Below are 16,434 nucleotides of genomic sequence, written 5' to 3'. Positions count from 1 at the left end.
CCTCAAGATGAGATTTCCCATAGTTTATACTAGTAAGATCCCTGAAAGATGATCAGGTTGATAGGTCAGAGGTGGAAGCACGGTGACGTGTGGAGCTGACTGATACTAATCGATCGAGGACTTAACCAAAACGAAAAGCGGAGGCGACTGTACAGCCTCGACTAGCGCTGGAGGGCCAGCAGTTGAAGTCGTTCTTTGACTTTAGCGGATGGACCGAAGCGACTCGAGAGGCTAGGAGCCGGAGCTGGACAATTTAAAAACGATACTCCTTTTGCTTTTCTTCTTACAAACATTATCTAGTTTTGAGGGAACAAGCCTCATTTTAATAATCGTCTGGTGGCGATAGCGAGAAGGTCACACCCGTTCCCATGCCGAACACGGAAGTTAAGCTTCTAAAGCGCCGATGGTAGTTGGGGGTTTCCCCCTGTGAGAGTAGGACGTTGCCAGGCAACAAAAAAACAGCTGATTTTTTCAGCTGTTTTTTTTGCGTTTTAATTATAAACAGGGGACGTATCTTGTGTTTCCTAAATAGGACTTTAACACATTAACGCTGAACACTTTAGCTGAGCGGGGGTCAGACCCAATAGGTTCCATAAAAATTTGCTGGCCGTGATAGAAAGTCTTGATTTCAACGGAAGAGATGGCTGCCAAAAATGATAGCCACCTCTTTATTATTTCGATAATCCTAAAATTAACTCTTTGTAGATATCGAAGAATGCAAAGTAGTAATCTTTGTAGACATACTCATCTGTTTTGTGTGCCATTTTTGTTTCGCCTGGACCAAACATCATGAATGGGAAGTTGTCATCTTTACCTCGTAAAAGGTTTGATGCATCTGTCACCCCTGGTGAACCTTTAACGGAAATTTCCAAGCCTAAATGTTTTTTACCGAGTTCTTTAGCAAGATCAATCATTTCCGACTGTCCTGAAGTGAAAACACTTGGTAATGACATTGTCACTTCAACATGAATATCAGAGACTTCTTTATTGTATTTGTTAGCTGTTGCATTGAATAAGTCAATCACTTCATCGTTATCAAATTCTGGAATCGTCCGCACGTTTATTTCAGCTACTGCTTTTTCTGGGACTGAGTTTACTTGGTTCCCTGCATTAAAAATCGTTGTACTCATCACCAATTTACCTAAAACTTCATTTTTACGATCATCGCCATTCAATTTTTCGTCTACTTCTAATAGATATTCCATTAATGGACGAATCGCGTTATACCCTTGGTCAGGCATAGAACTGTGTGCTGCTTCACCAATAGACGTTACACGAAAGTTAAGTGATCCTTTGTGAGAGTAGATAATCGTGTCATGGGAAGGTTCAGCGACCCATAGATAATCTACATCATCCATATAGCCTTCGTCGTATAATTTTTTAGAACCTGCGCCACCGACTTCTTCACCGGTCGTTGCCATAAAACGGACAGTACCATTTTTAAGTTCATTATTTTCTTTGAGTTCAATCATCACTAAAGCAAGGTTGACTAAACCTGCTTTCATGTCATTTGTTCCACGTCCGTATAATTTCCCGTCTCTTTCTGTCAATGTGAACGGATCGGAAGTCCACTCTTTTTTCTCACCAGGGGAAACAACATCCATATGACCAGAAATGCCAATGACTGGACTCCCGCTTCCAATTTCAGCCACTAAGTTCACACGAGTGTCTGAAACTGGAACAATTTTAGATTCAATGCCGTATTGGGCAAATAAATCTTTCAAATAATTCGCCACTTCGATTTCATTTTCATTAACTGATTTAATCGCGATCATGTCAGATAAAATCTTTATCTTTTCTTCTTCTGTAAAATGTTTCATACTAAAATCCTCCCCAATTTTAACTTCTAACCTAAATGAGAATACAACTGTATTTTACCCAAAAGTCCATAATCGGATCGTCACAGTGACTTATTTATGTTCCAATAGAAATACCGGGAACAGTTCGGCTCATTTAAAGATGGATATTCAAACGTGGTTTGTGGAATTCTAGTGATAAATTCAACCATTGTGAGGATATTCGAATGAAAAAATATATTCTATTAACTTGGTTTCTTGTTGTCTTGCTGCCGATAACAGCCCATGCCCAGAAGAGCATTCCAATTTTAGTCTATCATTCGATTGATGAGTTCACAGGTAGTGGTTCAAGGGAATTATATGTCACTCCCCAACAGTTTGAAAAGCAAATCATTTATTTGCGCGATCATGGATTTACGTTATTAACTTTTGAAAAGTGGGCGGAACGGAACCGAGTAGATAAGCCAATTTTTATCACTTTTGACGATGGCTATAAGAACAATCTAAATGCCTATGCGATTTTTCAAACATTAAAAAATGATCAGTTTACACCAACTGGGACGATTTTCGTCATCTCAGACTATATCGGAGGCAGCAAGCGATTATCACAATCATACTTACGCATGCTTGCAAATTCAGAATTATTCTCCATCCAATCTCACACAGCCACGCACCCAGACTTAACAGCCACTCAAGATATTGAAAAAGAGTTAAAAGGATCCAAAGAGGCGATTCAGGAAATAACAAATCGAACAGTCATTGCTATTTCCTATCCGTATGGAAATGTGAATAAAAAAATAGTCGAAGAAGTAAAAAAGTACTATCAATTTGGTTTGACAACCACTCCAGGTCCTTTCAATGAAAGTGGAGTGAAAGACGAACAGTTTTATTTGCCACGAACCTATATTAAATACTCAACATCACTTAATGAATTTGCCCAGATAGTTGAGGGCAATTGATTACATTTAAGGATACATAAGAAGAAACGGGCCTATTTAGTTCCATTTTGCTTACATATAAGATCATGTATTTGAAGCCATAATAGCTTACTTGAAGGCAAACGACAAAAACCCAGGTGATAAAGGGGTAAAATCCCATCCCCTAAAAAATAGGACTTTAATACATTAACGCTGAACACTTTAGCTGAGCGGGGGTCAGACCCGAAAGGTTAAAATAAAACAGAAGGAGTGATTTGATTGGCAGAGACCCAATTTGATTCGAAAGTCCTTTCTATTTTAGAAGATAAAATTCAACTAATTCAAACAGCAAAGGGGGCTATCTACTTAGTCGGGCCAATTCGTCTCCCTGTAAATTTGTACGGAGAAACGGTCGAATTCAAATGGTATTGCTGGCTAAATTGTGATGAAGTAACAGAGAATTTTGTAAGAATCATTGATAAACTATCTGCTGTCAATTTAGCTGAATTTCAACAGTCGAGTGTGCTTACCTATGGTGACTTTGAATACGGAGATGACGCAATTATCCGTATGCATTCCATTTGTCATACAGGAGATATTTTTGGCAGTAAACGCTGCGATTGTGGATTTCAGTTAAAACAATCGATGAAAATGATTGTTGAATATGGCACCGGTGCATTATTTTATTTAGCCAATCATGAAGGAAGAGGCATTGGCTTATTCAGTAAGGCAATGGCTTATATCCTTCAGGAAAATGGCTATGATACAGTGGAAGCCAATCAAGCACTAGGTTTTGTCGATGATTCAAGAAATTATAGTGATGCAATCCAAGTACTAAAAGCATTAAGAAAGAAGACTGTTACTCTCATTACCAACAACCCCAAAAAATTAGACGCTTTAAATAACTCTGGCTTATCTGTATCCGGAAGAGAACCTTTATGGGGGGATGTATCAGAGTATAACGAAAAATACCTTCAAACAAAAATTGCTCGTTCCGGTCACATGAGCGATGAGGATCCCTGTTGCAATGACTAGCGTAATTCGGGGTCAGTCCCCCGGTGGAGCAACGCTTTACTTCGCCGGGGGACTGACCCTTTTCCAGCATTAAAATTGTTGGTGAATTAACACAAGAAAAAGCAGGATAAATGAAATCTCCTGCTTTTTTTCTTAAATATGGACTCAGGCGTTGCTCGCCACAGTTTCTTCGGCGAATCCGGTGAGCATGTCGACGTCCATCACGAAGGCTACCGAGCCGTCTTCGTCCAGGAAAGCGGACGGCCCATGAGACATCATGATCTGGATAACCTCTTCCTCAAAGTGGAGCGCGCTATGAATCGCCCCGTCTGACTCGAGAACGTAGTCGCCGGTCTTAAAGTCTCCCGTCTCCGGGTGGGTCCCCGTACCTTTGATGATGTAGATCTCCGCGAGACCATCGTGTCGGTGTGGAGGCAAGACGGCTCCCTTCTCTGAACGGATCATGACCGTCCAGGCGCCGCTTTCACGGTCGAGCCGGAGCACCTTTATGCCGACACCCGGTGCAAGAGTTTTCCAATCCATCGCATCGGTGGCGATGACGAGTCCGCCATCCTCATCCCTTCTCATCGCTTTCATTGCGTTCCCTCCTAAAAGCCCTTGATGGGGTATTACCGATTAGTATAAAGGAGATTCAAGAGAGGTGCAATAATTAACTGAAAATTCAAATATATCGAATTTCTATGTAAGAGTTCTACCAATTTCCATCAGATTATAACTATAAAACGTGATAAAATAATCCGTCATAGATAAGCTGACTCTCTTCAGTCAGCTTATTTTTTGAAAGTGTGCAGTAGGGGAAGGTTAAAACTTTTGTGAATTACCATCTGTGAAACATTTATGTGGAACTAGAATATTCGGGGAGTGCCATTACTTTCATAAGAAGAAACCTTAACAACAACTTTTCCTTGAGCATGGCCCTCTTCAAAATACTTAAAAGCATCTGGCAATTCGTTAAATGAAAATTGTCGGTCAATAACAGCAGTTAATTGATTTTTTTCAACGAGATCCTTAATGAAATTTAAATCTTCTTGTTTAGGAGATTGCATGAAAATGTTTATTTTTTTGTTTCCAATCGAGCGAAACATGGCCTGAGGCATTTGCTTTGGAGAACCACCAACAAGGATAAACTTTCCATTTGCTTTTAATGCTTTTAAATATTCTGACATGTGTTGATATCCATTTATTGCTAGAATTAAGTCATACGTACGATCTTTTTCAAAAATAGTCTCTTTCTTATAATCTATGACATGATCTATACCTAACGATTTAATGATGTCAACATTTCTTGTACTACAAACAGCTGTCACGTTTGCACCTAATGCTTTTGCGATTTGAACTGCGAAGGTGCCAACACCACCAGAAGCACCATAAATGAAAACTTCTTGACCTTCTTGGAGATTTCCTTTATTTCGAAGTGCTTGAAAGGCAGTGGATGCAGCCATTGGTAAGGAAGCTGCTTCTTCAAAGGAAATGTTTTTAGGTTTCCTGGCAATGGAGTTTTCTGGCACAGCAACATATTCGGCAAATCCACCCCAGCCACTACTCGATAAATCTCCGAAAACTTCATCCCCAACTTGAAAGTGTTTTACATTTTCCCCGATCGTCTCAATGGTACCTGAAATATCCCCACCAGGAATGTTAAATTTCGGTTTCATCATACCAAAAGCAAAACGTGCAACAAAAGGCTTTCCGCGCAAAAGCACAATGTTCCCATAGTTTATAGATGTTGCGTGGACTTTTACTAGTACTTGATTGTCTTTACAAACCGGTTTTTCAACATCTTGCAGTTCTAAAATATCGGGTGACCCATATTTGTTTGTAACGAAAGCTTTCAAAATTCATCATCCTCTTAATATATTTCAAGTCTTGAATACGTTCCTTACAGTCTATTCATGATGTGGACCGTTAACTCCCTCTATTTATTTCCATAATTAAACAATATTTCCCTGTAAATGGTAGAATATAATCCTTGGATAAATCTAATTTACTTGTGTCCAAATTGAGGCACAAATAAATAATAATAATATTTTGAATTGATAGAAAGTTTACAGTGTACAGATATATAAAACACTATAATAATATTTGTAAACGCTTAATTGAAAGTTACAAAGGGTGAATCAGAGTTTTACCAATTAAATACTGAAAATTTAAAATAGTATATTGGTAAATTCGTATAACAAACGAAATAGCACAGAAATAAGGAGGTTTTAATTAAGTATGAACAATGACAAGTTTTTCGTGGCAACAGATGTAGGTGGAACATTTACGGATACTGTAGTGGTTACATCAACAGGAAAAACTATTTTAGGAAAGGCACTCTCAACTCCGCCAGATTATGAAAATGGAGTAATAAATTCTATTAGTTCAGCAGCGGAATCAATGGGGATGGAGCTTCAGCAATTGTTAGGTCAAACAAAGTTATTCCTTCACGGATCAACAGTAGTTGATAACACGGTATTAACACGTGATGGAGCAAAAACCGGACTTATAACTACCGAAGGGTTTGAAGATACGATCATGGTCACACGAGGGGCATATGGTCGCTGGTCTGGTTTGACTGAGGAAGGAATAAAAAATCCTGTTCACACCAATCGTGCACAACCACTTGTAGATTCAGATGCAATTGTTGGTGTAAAAGAACGTATAGACTTTGAAGGGGATGTTATAGAACCTCTAGACATGAACGGCGTTCGTAAAGCTGTTAAATATTTGGTAGATAAAAATGTTGAATCAATTGCTGTATCTCTTTTGTGGTCCAGTTCCAACTCATTACATGAACAGGCTATTAATGACTGTATTGCTGAGTTGGCGCCGGATGTACATGTTACTATATCTAGTGATATTGCACCTGTGCCTGGAGAATATGAACGAACTTCTACGTCAGTCATAAATGCCTATGCAGGGCCTGTAACTCAAAGTTATCTCCAAGGTCTCGAACAAAAACTAAATATTAATGGTTATCGAGGACATACGATGGTGATGCAAGGGTATGGTGGGCTTTTGCCTTCAAGTGAAGCTAGTAAGCGTGCAATAGGCATGGTTGAAAGTGGACCAGCCGCTGGGGTTATCGGTGCAAAAGCACTTGGTGATACAATGGAAAATCCGAATGTCATTGCAGCTGATATGGGGGGAACAACCTTTAAGGTAGGTATCATTCAAGACGGAGAAATTTCTTATTCTAAAGAGCCTTTGGTAGATCGTTTTCATTATATAACACCTAAAATGGATGTTGTTTCCATTAGTATTGCAGGTGGTAGTATCATAAGAATTGATCCTCAATCTGGAATACCTACAATTGGACCGGATTCTGCAGGTTCCCGTCCTGGTCCAGTATGTTATGGATTGGGAGGAAATTTGCCTACAATTACCGATGTTATGCTTTTAATAGGATACATGGATGAAAAATTCCGTTTAAATAAAACAATGAAGCTCGACGTCGAAAACACTCGTAGGGTATTTCGTGAACAAATCGCTGATCCTCTAGGAGTGTCAGTAGAAGAAGCTGCAATTGGTATCTATCGTGTTGCAGTAGCTCAAATTACCGATTTGATTCATAAAATAACAGTTGAACGCGGATTAGATCCACGTGATTTTGTATTACAGTCTTTTGGTGGAAGTTGTGGATTTATTGCATCTGCATTTGGACAAGAACTTGAAGTTCAAAAAATCGTAATTCCTTATACCGCTTCAGTTAATTGTGCTTTTGGTTTAGCAATGGCAGATGTGCGTCATGAATATGCAACTGCGGTGAAACTTACTGATCAAGCGGATTCAGAACAGATAAATTCTATCTTTTTACCTATGGTAGAAACCGCCGCCAAGCAACTTGAGAACGAGGGTTTTAGTAAAGATAAAATCGAAATGAATTGGTCAGTTGATTTACGATATAAGCGTCAAGTACACGAGGTTACAACTACTGTTAACGCTCCTACTCCACTTGATCAAAATGGTCTAGAGCGACTAATAGCAGACTTTGAAAAACTTTATGAAAGTAATTATGGAAAAGGTTCAGCTTATCGTGAAGCTGGTATAGAGATGACAATGTGCCGACTAACTGCAACTGGTAAGATTGAGCGACCAGATTTAACACCTGTTGAAATGGGTTCTTCCGATGCGAGCGAGGCATTGGTAGAGCAACGTCAGATATTGGATTTTTCAAAAGAAAAAATTGTAACTGGTGATATCTATGATTTTGAAAAACTAAAGCCGGGCAATCGTTTCCATGGTCCTGCGATCATTCATACCCCAATTACAACTATCTCTGTTCAAGGGAATCAGACTGCTCACATGGATAGTTATTCTAATATAATTATAGAAATGGAGGACTGAAAACTATGAATCCTATGACTTATGCTATTATTCGCCATCGTCTTTATAGGATTATTGATGAGGCGATTATAACTCTCAAACATGTGTCTGGAAGTGCCATTACCAATGAAGGACATGATTTGATGGTTTCCTTATATCGTGCTGATGGAACCCTTTTAATGGGAGGGGTCGGATTTTTACACCATCTGACTAGTGCATCTGAAGCTTGTAAAGCAATTATTAGAAAGTTTGAAGGGAATATAAATGAAGGAGATGTCTTTTTACTTAACGATCCTTATACAGCAGCTTTGCATACTTCGGATGTTTATCTGATTGCTCCGATCCATTTTAATGGAGAACTAGTAGCATGGAGTGCTTGTTTTGTTCATGTATATGATATAGGGGCTATGAATCCTGGTGGATTTAGTCCAGATTCACGTGATATTTACACAGAAGGATTTTCGTCACCTGGTATGAAGATTATTGAACGTGGAAAAATGGTTCAAGGTGCACTTGATACTATGCTTAATATGGTACGTTCTCCAGAGATGGTCATGCTAGATATCCGTTCCATGATTGCATGTAACAACGTAGCGGCTGATCGGATGAAGAAATTGATGAATAAGTACGGTAAGGAGACGGTCGATAAGGCGAGTAAGAGACTAATCAATGAATCGGAGGAGCGTTTCAGACAGCGTTTGTTAGAGTTGCCTGATGGAGAATGGCAAGCGCGTCAATATTTAAGTGCCAATGATGAAACAGCAGTAGTTAGACTTACTATGACAAAAAAGGCAGATACGTTAACATTTGATTTTTCTGGGTCAAGTGAGCAAAGTCGTTATGCCGTTAACTGCACAAAATGGGCATCTCTAGGGGGGCTCTTTGCTCCACTATTTCCTTTGCTATGCCATGATATTTCATGGAATGAAGGAATTGTCCGTGCAGTTAAAATGATTGCGCCTAGTGGCACCATTGTAAATTGTAATCGACCTGCACCAGTATCTGTGGCTACAGTTGGAGCTATTCAATCAGTTAATAATGCGGCATGTACCACTATTGGAAAAATGCTTGCTTCAAGTGAAAAATATATGAATCAGGCATCGGCAGTATGGCATGCGAATCATTTTTCCATTTTTAAATTTGGTCGAAATCAACATAATGTAGAATCTATTGGCATATTTACAGAAACTTTTGCGGGAGCTGGTGGTGCTAGCACTTTCGCTGATGGTGTTGACGTTGGCGGAGAGATTCCAAATCCGATATCAAGAATGGCTAATGTTGAAACGGTTGAAGCTACTTTTCCTATTCGTTATCTCTATCGTCGACGGAGGAAAGATTCTGGTGGACCGGGTAAATGGCGAGGCGGTACTGGTGGGGAAATGGCTGTAGTATCCCATAAAGCTCCGGATGGAGGAATACATTTTGTCATTTCAGGAAAAGGATCAAAGCATCCTATGAGTGAAGGTCTAGCTGGTGGTTTTCCAGGAGCGACAAACAGTTATCTGCGAGTTACAGGGGATGAATCTGATAATCAAAAAGTCGAACAAATACAATGGGGAGTTTATCCGTTGATGGGCAATGATCAATTGCATGTTGATTGGAATGGCGGCGGTGGTTACGGTGACCCGCTAGATAGAGAGCCTGAGCTTGTAGCACGTGATTTTTCTGAAGGTTTAATCAGTAAATCTTCTGCCTATAACATATATGGTGTTGTGCTAAATGATGAAGGTGAATTGAATAAAGAAGAAACTGTATTACTACGCGAGAAACTTAAAATGGATCGAATAAAAAAGCTTGAAGTTAGTAAGAAGTAGACGGAATCTGAATTTTATAACGAGTTGTTTTAAACGATGAAGGAAATGAAGAGGGGAGTGAATCTAATGAAGTTATACTCTAACACAATTATTATGAGTGAAGAAAAAGGTTCAAAAGGGGATCTTTTGTGTAAGAAATGCGAAACTGTATTGTGCAGCAGTGACAGTCAGGATTGGAAAAGTAATGTAGTTCTTGATGAGAGGCCATTAAAGGAAGTTGCCGGTAAAGCATACTCCAGTACGGGCGAGGATGTGTTATTCCGTCAATTCTTTTGTCCAGATTGCGGAGGACTTCTCGATTCAGAGATCGCGCTGAAAGGTGAGCCATTTTTGAAGGATCGTGTATGGGTTTAGATTTCATTCACTAAAAAAAGAATTGCAATTTTTATTGAAGTTTTTTTAAAAATATAAAAGGATGATTTAAATGACTAATAAAATTCGTATTGATAAAGAAAAGACAGCATTATTAATTATTGATATGCAGAATAGTTACTGCCACCCAGAAGGTAGTATTGGTAGAAATGGGTATGATAGTAGCATGATGAATGCAACTATTCCTAAAGTAAAGGAATTATTAGAAGTTAGCCCTTCAAATGAAATTTTAGACATTTGGACAATCCAAAATCATTATCCAGATGATCAAACTAGAAATAACGCACTGATTACTCCGCATACCCACAGATGGGAAGCCGGTCCCCCAGCATTGAAGGATACTTGGGATGCCGAAGTGGTTGATGAACTAAAAGAGTTTATAGATGATAAAGCGGAATTAGTTACAAAACATAGGTTCAGTGCATTTTTAGATACACGATTAGATACACTTTTAAGAATGAAAGGGATTACAACTTTGATTATAGCAGGAGTTGCAACTACTCATTGTGTAGAAACGACAGTAAGAGATGCTTATCAACGAGATTATAACGTAATTGTTGCAGAGGAAGCTGTAGCAGGTATAAATATAGAAGATCATGAAGCGAGTTTACGTTTAATCAATAAAGTATTTGGCCTAGTGTTAGATAATGAAAAAATTAACAGTTTAATGCGAGGAGAAGATGTCAATTACGAAATAGCTGTAGAAGAATTAGTTAATAAATAATTTAAGGTAACATATTAGCTCCTATGTAAAACTTTTTCAGAAAAGGGCGCAATTCTTGAAAAAGGAATTGTGCCTTCTTTAGCTATTGGGCCAGATTGTATAGCAATTACTTTAAAGAATTTTATTTAGATCTCAAGAAGTAGATTCATAGAATATATTGTAAATTTGAACTTAAAGTAACGGGGCAAAAGACTTTAAGAAGGACGAACCTTTTGGAAAAGTATAAAACATATAACTAGCCAAGAACCTATCTTTTGATGGGCTTTAGAAATTTATTAATTTAAACTTTAATTTGTTCAAGTTTCTAGTTTATCCTTTCTTCTAGTCGATCAATAATCGAAAGAAATTTACTGGCTTCTCTCGTTATATGGGCTGCATTTCAGTATGTTAAATTCAATTCTTTGTCTTTAAAAGAAGTAAAGGATCGTGTGAATCAATTTATGAGGTATTATGGCGAAGAGCGTATCCAAGAAAAATTAGGCTACCACACACCAATAGAGTTTGGTGATATGGCAGCCTAAGAAGGTGTTTTATTACTGTCTCACATGACTAGGTCAGTCTAGAAAATCGGTTTTTAATTAGTTAAGAATCACTATCTTTTAAAAAAATGTTTAAATCGTCATCTTTATGGGTTTATTAATACTGAAAGCGATAGAGATAACAAATGAGGTTCTTCCTAATTTATTATGCACAGGAAAACCCATTATTTGTTATTAAATTGATTTTTGTTAGGAACTAGTTCTTTTGAAAACTCTGTTACAGCTGTAGCCATTCGTTTCATTTGGCCATTATTTCGAACATTATTGGTAAAGTTTTGGATAGAATCCAGTATATTCCTGTTTCCATTTCTTCTTAAACCAAAAACAGCAGCTGCACTAACACCTAACCCTAAAAAAGAGGTCCATAATATCCCTCTATTGTTTCTTCTTCTACCAATATTAAAAAGATTCATCCGGTTATTCAATATCAAACACTTCCTCAATCGAGTATTTTATTTGGAAGGTAAAATGAATCGCGCTTCCAAATCTAATATTTACATTTAAATGTTTGAATATGCTGGTAATGTTTAAAATATCAGTAATGGTCAAATTCTTATATATTTTTTTAAAATAAAATGTTTCATTTACTTCCCAGTGATTCAACCGTTTTATAAGGAGTTCGTGAACCAAATTCTTTTCCAAATAAATAAGCAAACGTTATTCTAGTCAAAATCCGGAGTAAGGGAAACCTTACCTTCGGATTTTTCAATTTTGGCCAGTTTGAGCTTTTCCTTTATACTGGGAGGGTTGATTAATTTAGTAATGTACATAGCATCAGTGTTTATTTGAAAGAAATGAGATCCAAGATGCGATTTAGTGATTTGTTAGTCGGTCATAATCTCAATCGTTTGGGTAAGAATAAAGAAGAGATTCGTAATGAGTGGAAAAGTTTTTTTATGGATTCACTATTGACGGGGAATTATCCCTCACTTCGATTTGAATGCTAAGTGAGGGTGGTTTATTTGCGATACAATGGAACTTGATTAGTCTTTGAACTAGTTGAATTCAAAGAAGTTTATGGTCGGTGGAAATCAGGAGGGATAACGGTTGAAAAGGTCTGTTTTAGAATTAAAGCACCCTAGTTAAAATCATTTTCCAATAATTCAGCAAGTACTTTATCAATGATTTCTCCTGCTGATTTCGGTGCGATCTTTCCTGGGATACCTAGTGCCCAAATTAACTTTATACCGCGTTTTTCAGCAAACTGAAAATCGGTTCCACCTGGTTTAGATGCTACGTCGATAATAAGGGTGTGTAGCGACATTTTTGAAAGTACGGATGACGTAAGAATCAAATGTGGAATGGTATTGATACAAATATCCACAACTATTTCCATTTCTATATTTTTAAAATGGAAAGGGGTTAAGCCAGCTTCCATAGCACGAGCGAGTTCCGCTTCATTACGAGAACCAACGCGCACGTGTGCTCCCATTGTAGAAAAGACACGGGCCATCGTTTTTCCGACCCTTCCATAACCTAAAATCATCACTTTTGAACCGTGGATCATATTATCAGTATTTTCAATTGCAATCTGTAAGGTTCCCTCCGCTGTAGGAATTGAGTTTAATATCGCTATATCATCTCTTGCAAACAGTGGGACTAATTTTCTAATGGCTGCTTCACTTAATTGATTTAAGTAAGGTGTGATTATCCCGGTATAAATGACACAATGTTCGGGTGTCTTTAGAAGGTCTTCTTTTGTAAGAACAATCTCTTCATTTGAATAACTCACCTCAACTTTCCCGCCATTATTCATCCCTGAAACCGGTAAAAGGAGGGCATCTATTTTAGAGAAATCAATTTTCTGAATTCGAGACTTCATGTGGTTGATTTGATTATCTGAAAACTGCTCAAAGCCCACTAACAATACCTCTGTTCCCCTAGAAGCGACAGTCTTCGCGACTTCCAGTTGTCTTATATCTCCGCCTAAAATCAACAACTTAAGATTGTCAACCATGTTACTCCACCTTTATGAGTAAAGATTTATGTTAGATTTACTTGATCCTATATATATCTTAAAAGATGGCTGTTTTCGTATAGTTTCTTTCTTTTTTTAGGGCAAGAATTGGTATTTTTCCAGTTCCCTGATGGTAACTATTATTTATTCGATTACACAGTTTTAAACAAATTGATGGAGCTCTTCGTAATCAAATTTCCCTTGGTAAGCATGGATTTCATCAATTAATTTCATTGGTGCTTCTACCTTTGCTTTTGTCCTTGGCCTTCCAGCTATACAAGGCTTCACTTCGAAACCACAATCTTTCGCAAATTGATAAAAGCGTGCGTTCACCTTTCCTTTCTTATGTTCAGTTCTAGGCTCGTCCATCACCGTTTTCATATTGTCGGTCAATATGGTCTTAGGAACTCCCCCAATTGCTTCAAAACTCTCCATTAGAAAGGATAATAGGACGCTCTGTGATTTTGAAATGGATAAAAGATAAGTTCGGAATCTGGAATGGGAAAGTAACAGCACGCAAACATTTACATGTAATATTTCTCCCTCTTTAGTGATGTATCGAATATCTTCCTTCCAATCCAATTGAGCCTGTTTAGCTGGAGGTGTTTCAAAGCGAATAACCTCATTGTTTGACTTCTTTCGTTTTCCTGAATCAAAATAACTTTGAAATTCCGGCTTTTTTGAAATGTAAGCCCTAAATGTGGACTGAGCGCTATCTAACCCATGATTATCTTTCAGGTATTGCCAAAGTACCCTTTTGTAATAAAAAACTTGTATGGCGTAAATAGGGGCATATGTAAGGCGTAGCTTAACGGCTATGCCTTTTTATTTTTGTATTAAGTTATGCTTAAAACGGCATACACGGCAACCTCGCAATCCTGCGGGCTATGTGTAAATAACGCTATGATGTAAAGCACTTTATAACACGTATATTAACGGTGATGTTAACGGTAAATGTACGGCTTTATTTACGGTACTAATTACGGCTTAAACGTAATAACGGCAAGGGATGTAACTGCATTGTAACACCGTATAAAATAGCTATATTAGGCGTTATGTTAGTACGGTAAATGTAACGTTGATATGTGTATGTATATTAACATTTAAGGCGTTTTAGGGCGTGTTGTTGGTGGATGGTTACGTAGGGTTAACGTGTATTACCGTATATTATCAGCCTAACGCCTTCGGCACGTAACCCCTCTGCAAACTCACGGGGTGTTCGTATAAATATGCATACCAACGCATAACACCCGTAACCTATCGCAAACACCCGTAAGCCTACCGTTATGCACGCACCAACACACGTTACAACGTCGTAAACGTTAGTATAACGCCAATGTATAAAATACTGTATAAATGTAAGGCGGTACGTTAATAACATAGCGTGCCCTTTAACCGTTGATATATAGGGCTTTGCGTTTGGTTGTGTAAGTATAAACGTAGGCGTACGACTTTAAATCGTGTGCCTACTTTACTGTATATATAATACACGTTATGCAGATGTAATTAACGGCTAGGTGTCGGATGGTATGCGTAGTGATTTATTATTATGCAGACGGCGAAGAGGGGGCGGGGGCACTCTTCCATTACCGTGTTTGCCTAGCCCGTAAAATTTACTTACAAAATTTTTAAAATACGGAGGTTGAACGCAACCCGTTAAGCCCGTAAGCTACCCGTTTAGTTACCTAAACTATCATTTTCGCTTAATAGTTAACGGTGATATAATAATATAAAGGATAATTTTGTAAAAGGGGGAGCGGTATTTGAACGCAGTAGAAATGCTAGAAAAAACAAAGGGCAATATTTGCGATTATATAGATGGAAGTTTTGGTAAAGGTTTTAACGATCCTTTCGCAGATAATACTATTGCGGAAGTTCTATATCAAGAAAGCCGTATTATTATTAAGGAGTTAGCACGTAAAAAAGAGATTAAATTACCGGAATTTATAAAAATCTGTAGAACCATTGATGAAGTAGTAGATTACTTAATGGCAGATATGGAAGAATATGATACTCAATATACGCTAAAAAATTTCGTTAGAATGTCAATTAATGAATACGTTGACTACCTTGAAGATGAGCAAATTGACGTAAAAATAATTCACGTACCTTGCGAAACACCCGAGCATTTAACGTTTGCACACATTAAGGAAGATTTAGCTAAATGTGAAAAGCGTTTTAATGAGGAAGATTATTCTGGTGCAATTACAAGTGCTAGGTCATTAGTGGAAGGCGTGTGTAATGAAATACTAGCTAATTTAACGGATGAAGAACTTAAAGATAAACTTGATTTACCCGCATTGTTTAAAAAGGTACGTAAACACCTTAACTTAAACACGAATAACCCCAATTTAGAAGCACCGTTAAAACAAGTAATAAGCGGGTTAATTAACATAGTTAACGGGTTAGCTGAAATTAGAAATGAAAACGGGGACGCACATCATAGAAGGTATGAAGTTAATAAACATCATGCTTTAGTCGTTATTAATTCCGCTAAAACGGTAGTAACGTTTTTATTCAATACTTACGAATATCAACTTGAAAAAGGAACGCTAGTAAAGGCGGAATAATAAAACGGGCTTGCGTTATGCTTGCCCGTGTTTGTTTAATCCCCGTTAAAATATGAATATACGTATTTTGCAATATATCCGTCTATAAACCCCTTGTCATATACACTATCCCAATCCTTGCTTTCAGGGTAAATTGTCGTTAATGACTTTTGGGCAAGGTCTTCTACAAAGTGATAATCTACGTCCCTACCATATATATCGCTACTTAAATCGGCGGAGTCCATGCGATAAAAAGAACGAGCACCGCCCCTAAAACCATTAAAATATTCATCTGTATTACGTTCAAACTCATCTTTTGTATAATTCTCGTAAACGTTAGTAACTGTACTAAATACACCGACAATACTAAAGAAACAGATTGCATAGGCTAATACTTTATTTTTTATTGTCATCCTTTACCCT

The 16,434-nt window shown here is 37.8% G+C and carries 13 protein-coding genes, 2 rRNA genes and 1 pseudogene; 9 read left to right on the top strand and 7 right to left on the bottom strand.

All coding sequences use genetic code 11. The features are described from left to right. Together GNT69_RS21485 and rrf are read left to right on the top strand one after the other, a co-directional pair. A 23S ribosomal RNA gene (locus GNT69_RS21485) occupies window positions 1-129 on the top strand; the annotation flags it as partial. A gap of 203 nt (window positions 130-332) precedes the next feature. Beyond that, window positions 333-449 (top strand): 5S ribosomal RNA (rrf, locus tag GNT69_RS21480). Between the two features lie 222 nt (window positions 450-671). Here rrf and GNT69_RS21475 read toward each other — a convergent pair. Next, on the bottom strand, window positions 672-1,820 hold the full coding sequence (locus tag GNT69_RS21475) for an ArgE/DapE family deacylase (RefSeq protein WP_203557040.1): 1,149 nt from the start codon (window positions 1,818-1,820) through the stop codon (window positions 672-674). A gap of 203 nt (window positions 1,821-2,023) precedes the next feature. Between GNT69_RS21475 and GNT69_RS21470 the strand changes: the two genes are divergently transcribed. Together GNT69_RS21470 and GNT69_RS21465 are read left to right on the top strand one after the other, a co-directional pair. Beyond that, entirely contained in the window at window positions 2,024-2,755 is a 732-nt protein-coding gene (locus GNT69_RS21470; RefSeq protein WP_203557039.1) for a polysaccharide deacetylase family protein, read from the top strand. A gap of 237 nt (window positions 2,756-2,992) precedes the next feature. Further along, on the top strand, window positions 2,993-3,748 hold the full coding sequence (locus GNT69_RS21465; RefSeq protein WP_203557038.1) for a GTP cyclohydrolase II: 756 nt from the start codon (window positions 2,993-2,995) through the stop codon (window positions 3,746-3,748). Window positions 3,749-3,892: 144 nt separating this feature from the next. Here GNT69_RS21465 and GNT69_RS21460 read toward each other — a convergent pair whose 3' ends face one another. Both GNT69_RS21460 and GNT69_RS21455 read right to left on the bottom strand, forming a co-directional pair. After that, a complete protein-coding gene (locus GNT69_RS21460) occupies window positions 3,893-4,324 on the bottom strand; it encodes a cupin domain-containing protein (RefSeq protein WP_203557037.1) in 432 nt (143 codons plus the stop codon). A 269-nt stretch (window positions 4,325-4,593) separates the two neighbouring features. Next, window positions 4,594-5,583 carry an NAD(P)-dependent alcohol dehydrogenase gene (locus tag GNT69_RS21455; protein WP_203557036.1) on the bottom strand — a complete coding sequence of 330 codons (990 nt, stop codon included), beginning with the start codon at window positions 5,581-5,583 and terminating at the stop codon, window positions 4,594-4,596. A 382-nt stretch (window positions 5,584-5,965) separates the two neighbouring features. Between GNT69_RS21455 and GNT69_RS21450 the strand changes: the two genes are divergently transcribed. From GNT69_RS21450 to GNT69_RS21435, 4 genes are all read left to right on the top strand, one after another. Next, complete coding sequence (locus GNT69_RS21450; RefSeq protein ID WP_203557035.1) at window positions 5,966-8,077, top strand: hydantoinase/oxoprolinase family protein; 2,112 nt, start codon at window positions 5,966-5,968, stop codon at window positions 8,075-8,077. A gap of 5 nt (window positions 8,078-8,082) precedes the next feature. Next, on the top strand, window positions 8,083-9,870 hold the full coding sequence (locus GNT69_RS21445; RefSeq protein ID WP_203557034.1) for a hydantoinase B/oxoprolinase family protein: 1,788 nt from the start codon (window positions 8,083-8,085) through the stop codon (window positions 9,868-9,870). 66 nt (window positions 9,871-9,936) lie between these two features. Beyond that, window positions 9,937-10,224, top strand: coding sequence for an acetone carboxylase subunit gamma (locus tag GNT69_RS21440; protein ID WP_203557033.1), 288 nt, complete (start codon window positions 9,937-9,939; stop codon window positions 10,222-10,224). A 70-nt stretch (window positions 10,225-10,294) separates the two neighbouring features. Then, entirely contained in the window at window positions 10,295-10,966 is a 672-nt protein-coding gene (locus GNT69_RS21435) for a cysteine hydrolase family protein (protein ID WP_203557032.1), read from the top strand. Window positions 10,967-11,669: 703 nt separating this feature from the next. On the opposite strand, the gene GNT69_RS21430 is transcribed toward GNT69_RS21435, so the two are convergent. The 3 genes and pseudogenes from GNT69_RS21430 to istA all read right to left on the bottom strand — a co-directional run. Beyond that, complete coding sequence (locus GNT69_RS21430; RefSeq protein ID WP_239094391.1) at window positions 11,670-11,930, bottom strand: hypothetical protein; 261 nt, start codon at window positions 11,928-11,930, stop codon at window positions 11,670-11,672. Between the two features lie 653 nt (window positions 11,931-12,583). Beyond that, a complete protein-coding gene (gene dpsA / locus GNT69_RS21425; protein ID WP_203557031.1) occupies window positions 12,584-13,462 on the bottom strand; it encodes a dipicolinate synthase subunit DpsA in 879 nt (292 codons plus the stop codon). Between the two features lie 79 nt (window positions 13,463-13,541). Beyond that, a pseudogene (gene istA, locus GNT69_RS21420) lies at window positions 13,542-14,242 on the bottom strand (IS21 family transposase); the annotation flags it as partial. A gap of 983 nt (window positions 14,243-15,225) precedes the next feature. Between istA and GNT69_RS21415 the strand changes: the two are divergent. Beyond that, window positions 15,226-16,032 (top strand): abortive infection family protein, encoded by an 807-nt coding sequence (locus GNT69_RS21415; protein ID WP_203557030.1) that lies wholly within the window; start codon window positions 15,226-15,228, stop codon window positions 16,030-16,032. A gap of 35 nt (window positions 16,033-16,067) precedes the next feature. On the opposite strand, the gene GNT69_RS21410 is transcribed toward GNT69_RS21415, so the two are convergent. Beyond that, window positions 16,068-16,424 (bottom strand): hypothetical protein, encoded by a 357-nt coding sequence (locus GNT69_RS21410; RefSeq protein WP_203557029.1) that lies wholly within the window; start codon window positions 16,422-16,424, stop codon window positions 16,068-16,070. Window positions 16,425-16,434: the final 10 nt, after the last annotated feature.

It is taken from the genome of Bacillus sp. B15-48 (assembly GCF_016879755.1).
Lineage (GTDB): Bacteria > Bacillota > Bacilli > Bacillales > Cytobacillaceae > Mesobacillus_B.
The sequence above is the reverse complement of the archived record's forward strand: the minus strand, read 5'-3'. Positions and strand labels throughout refer to the sequence as shown.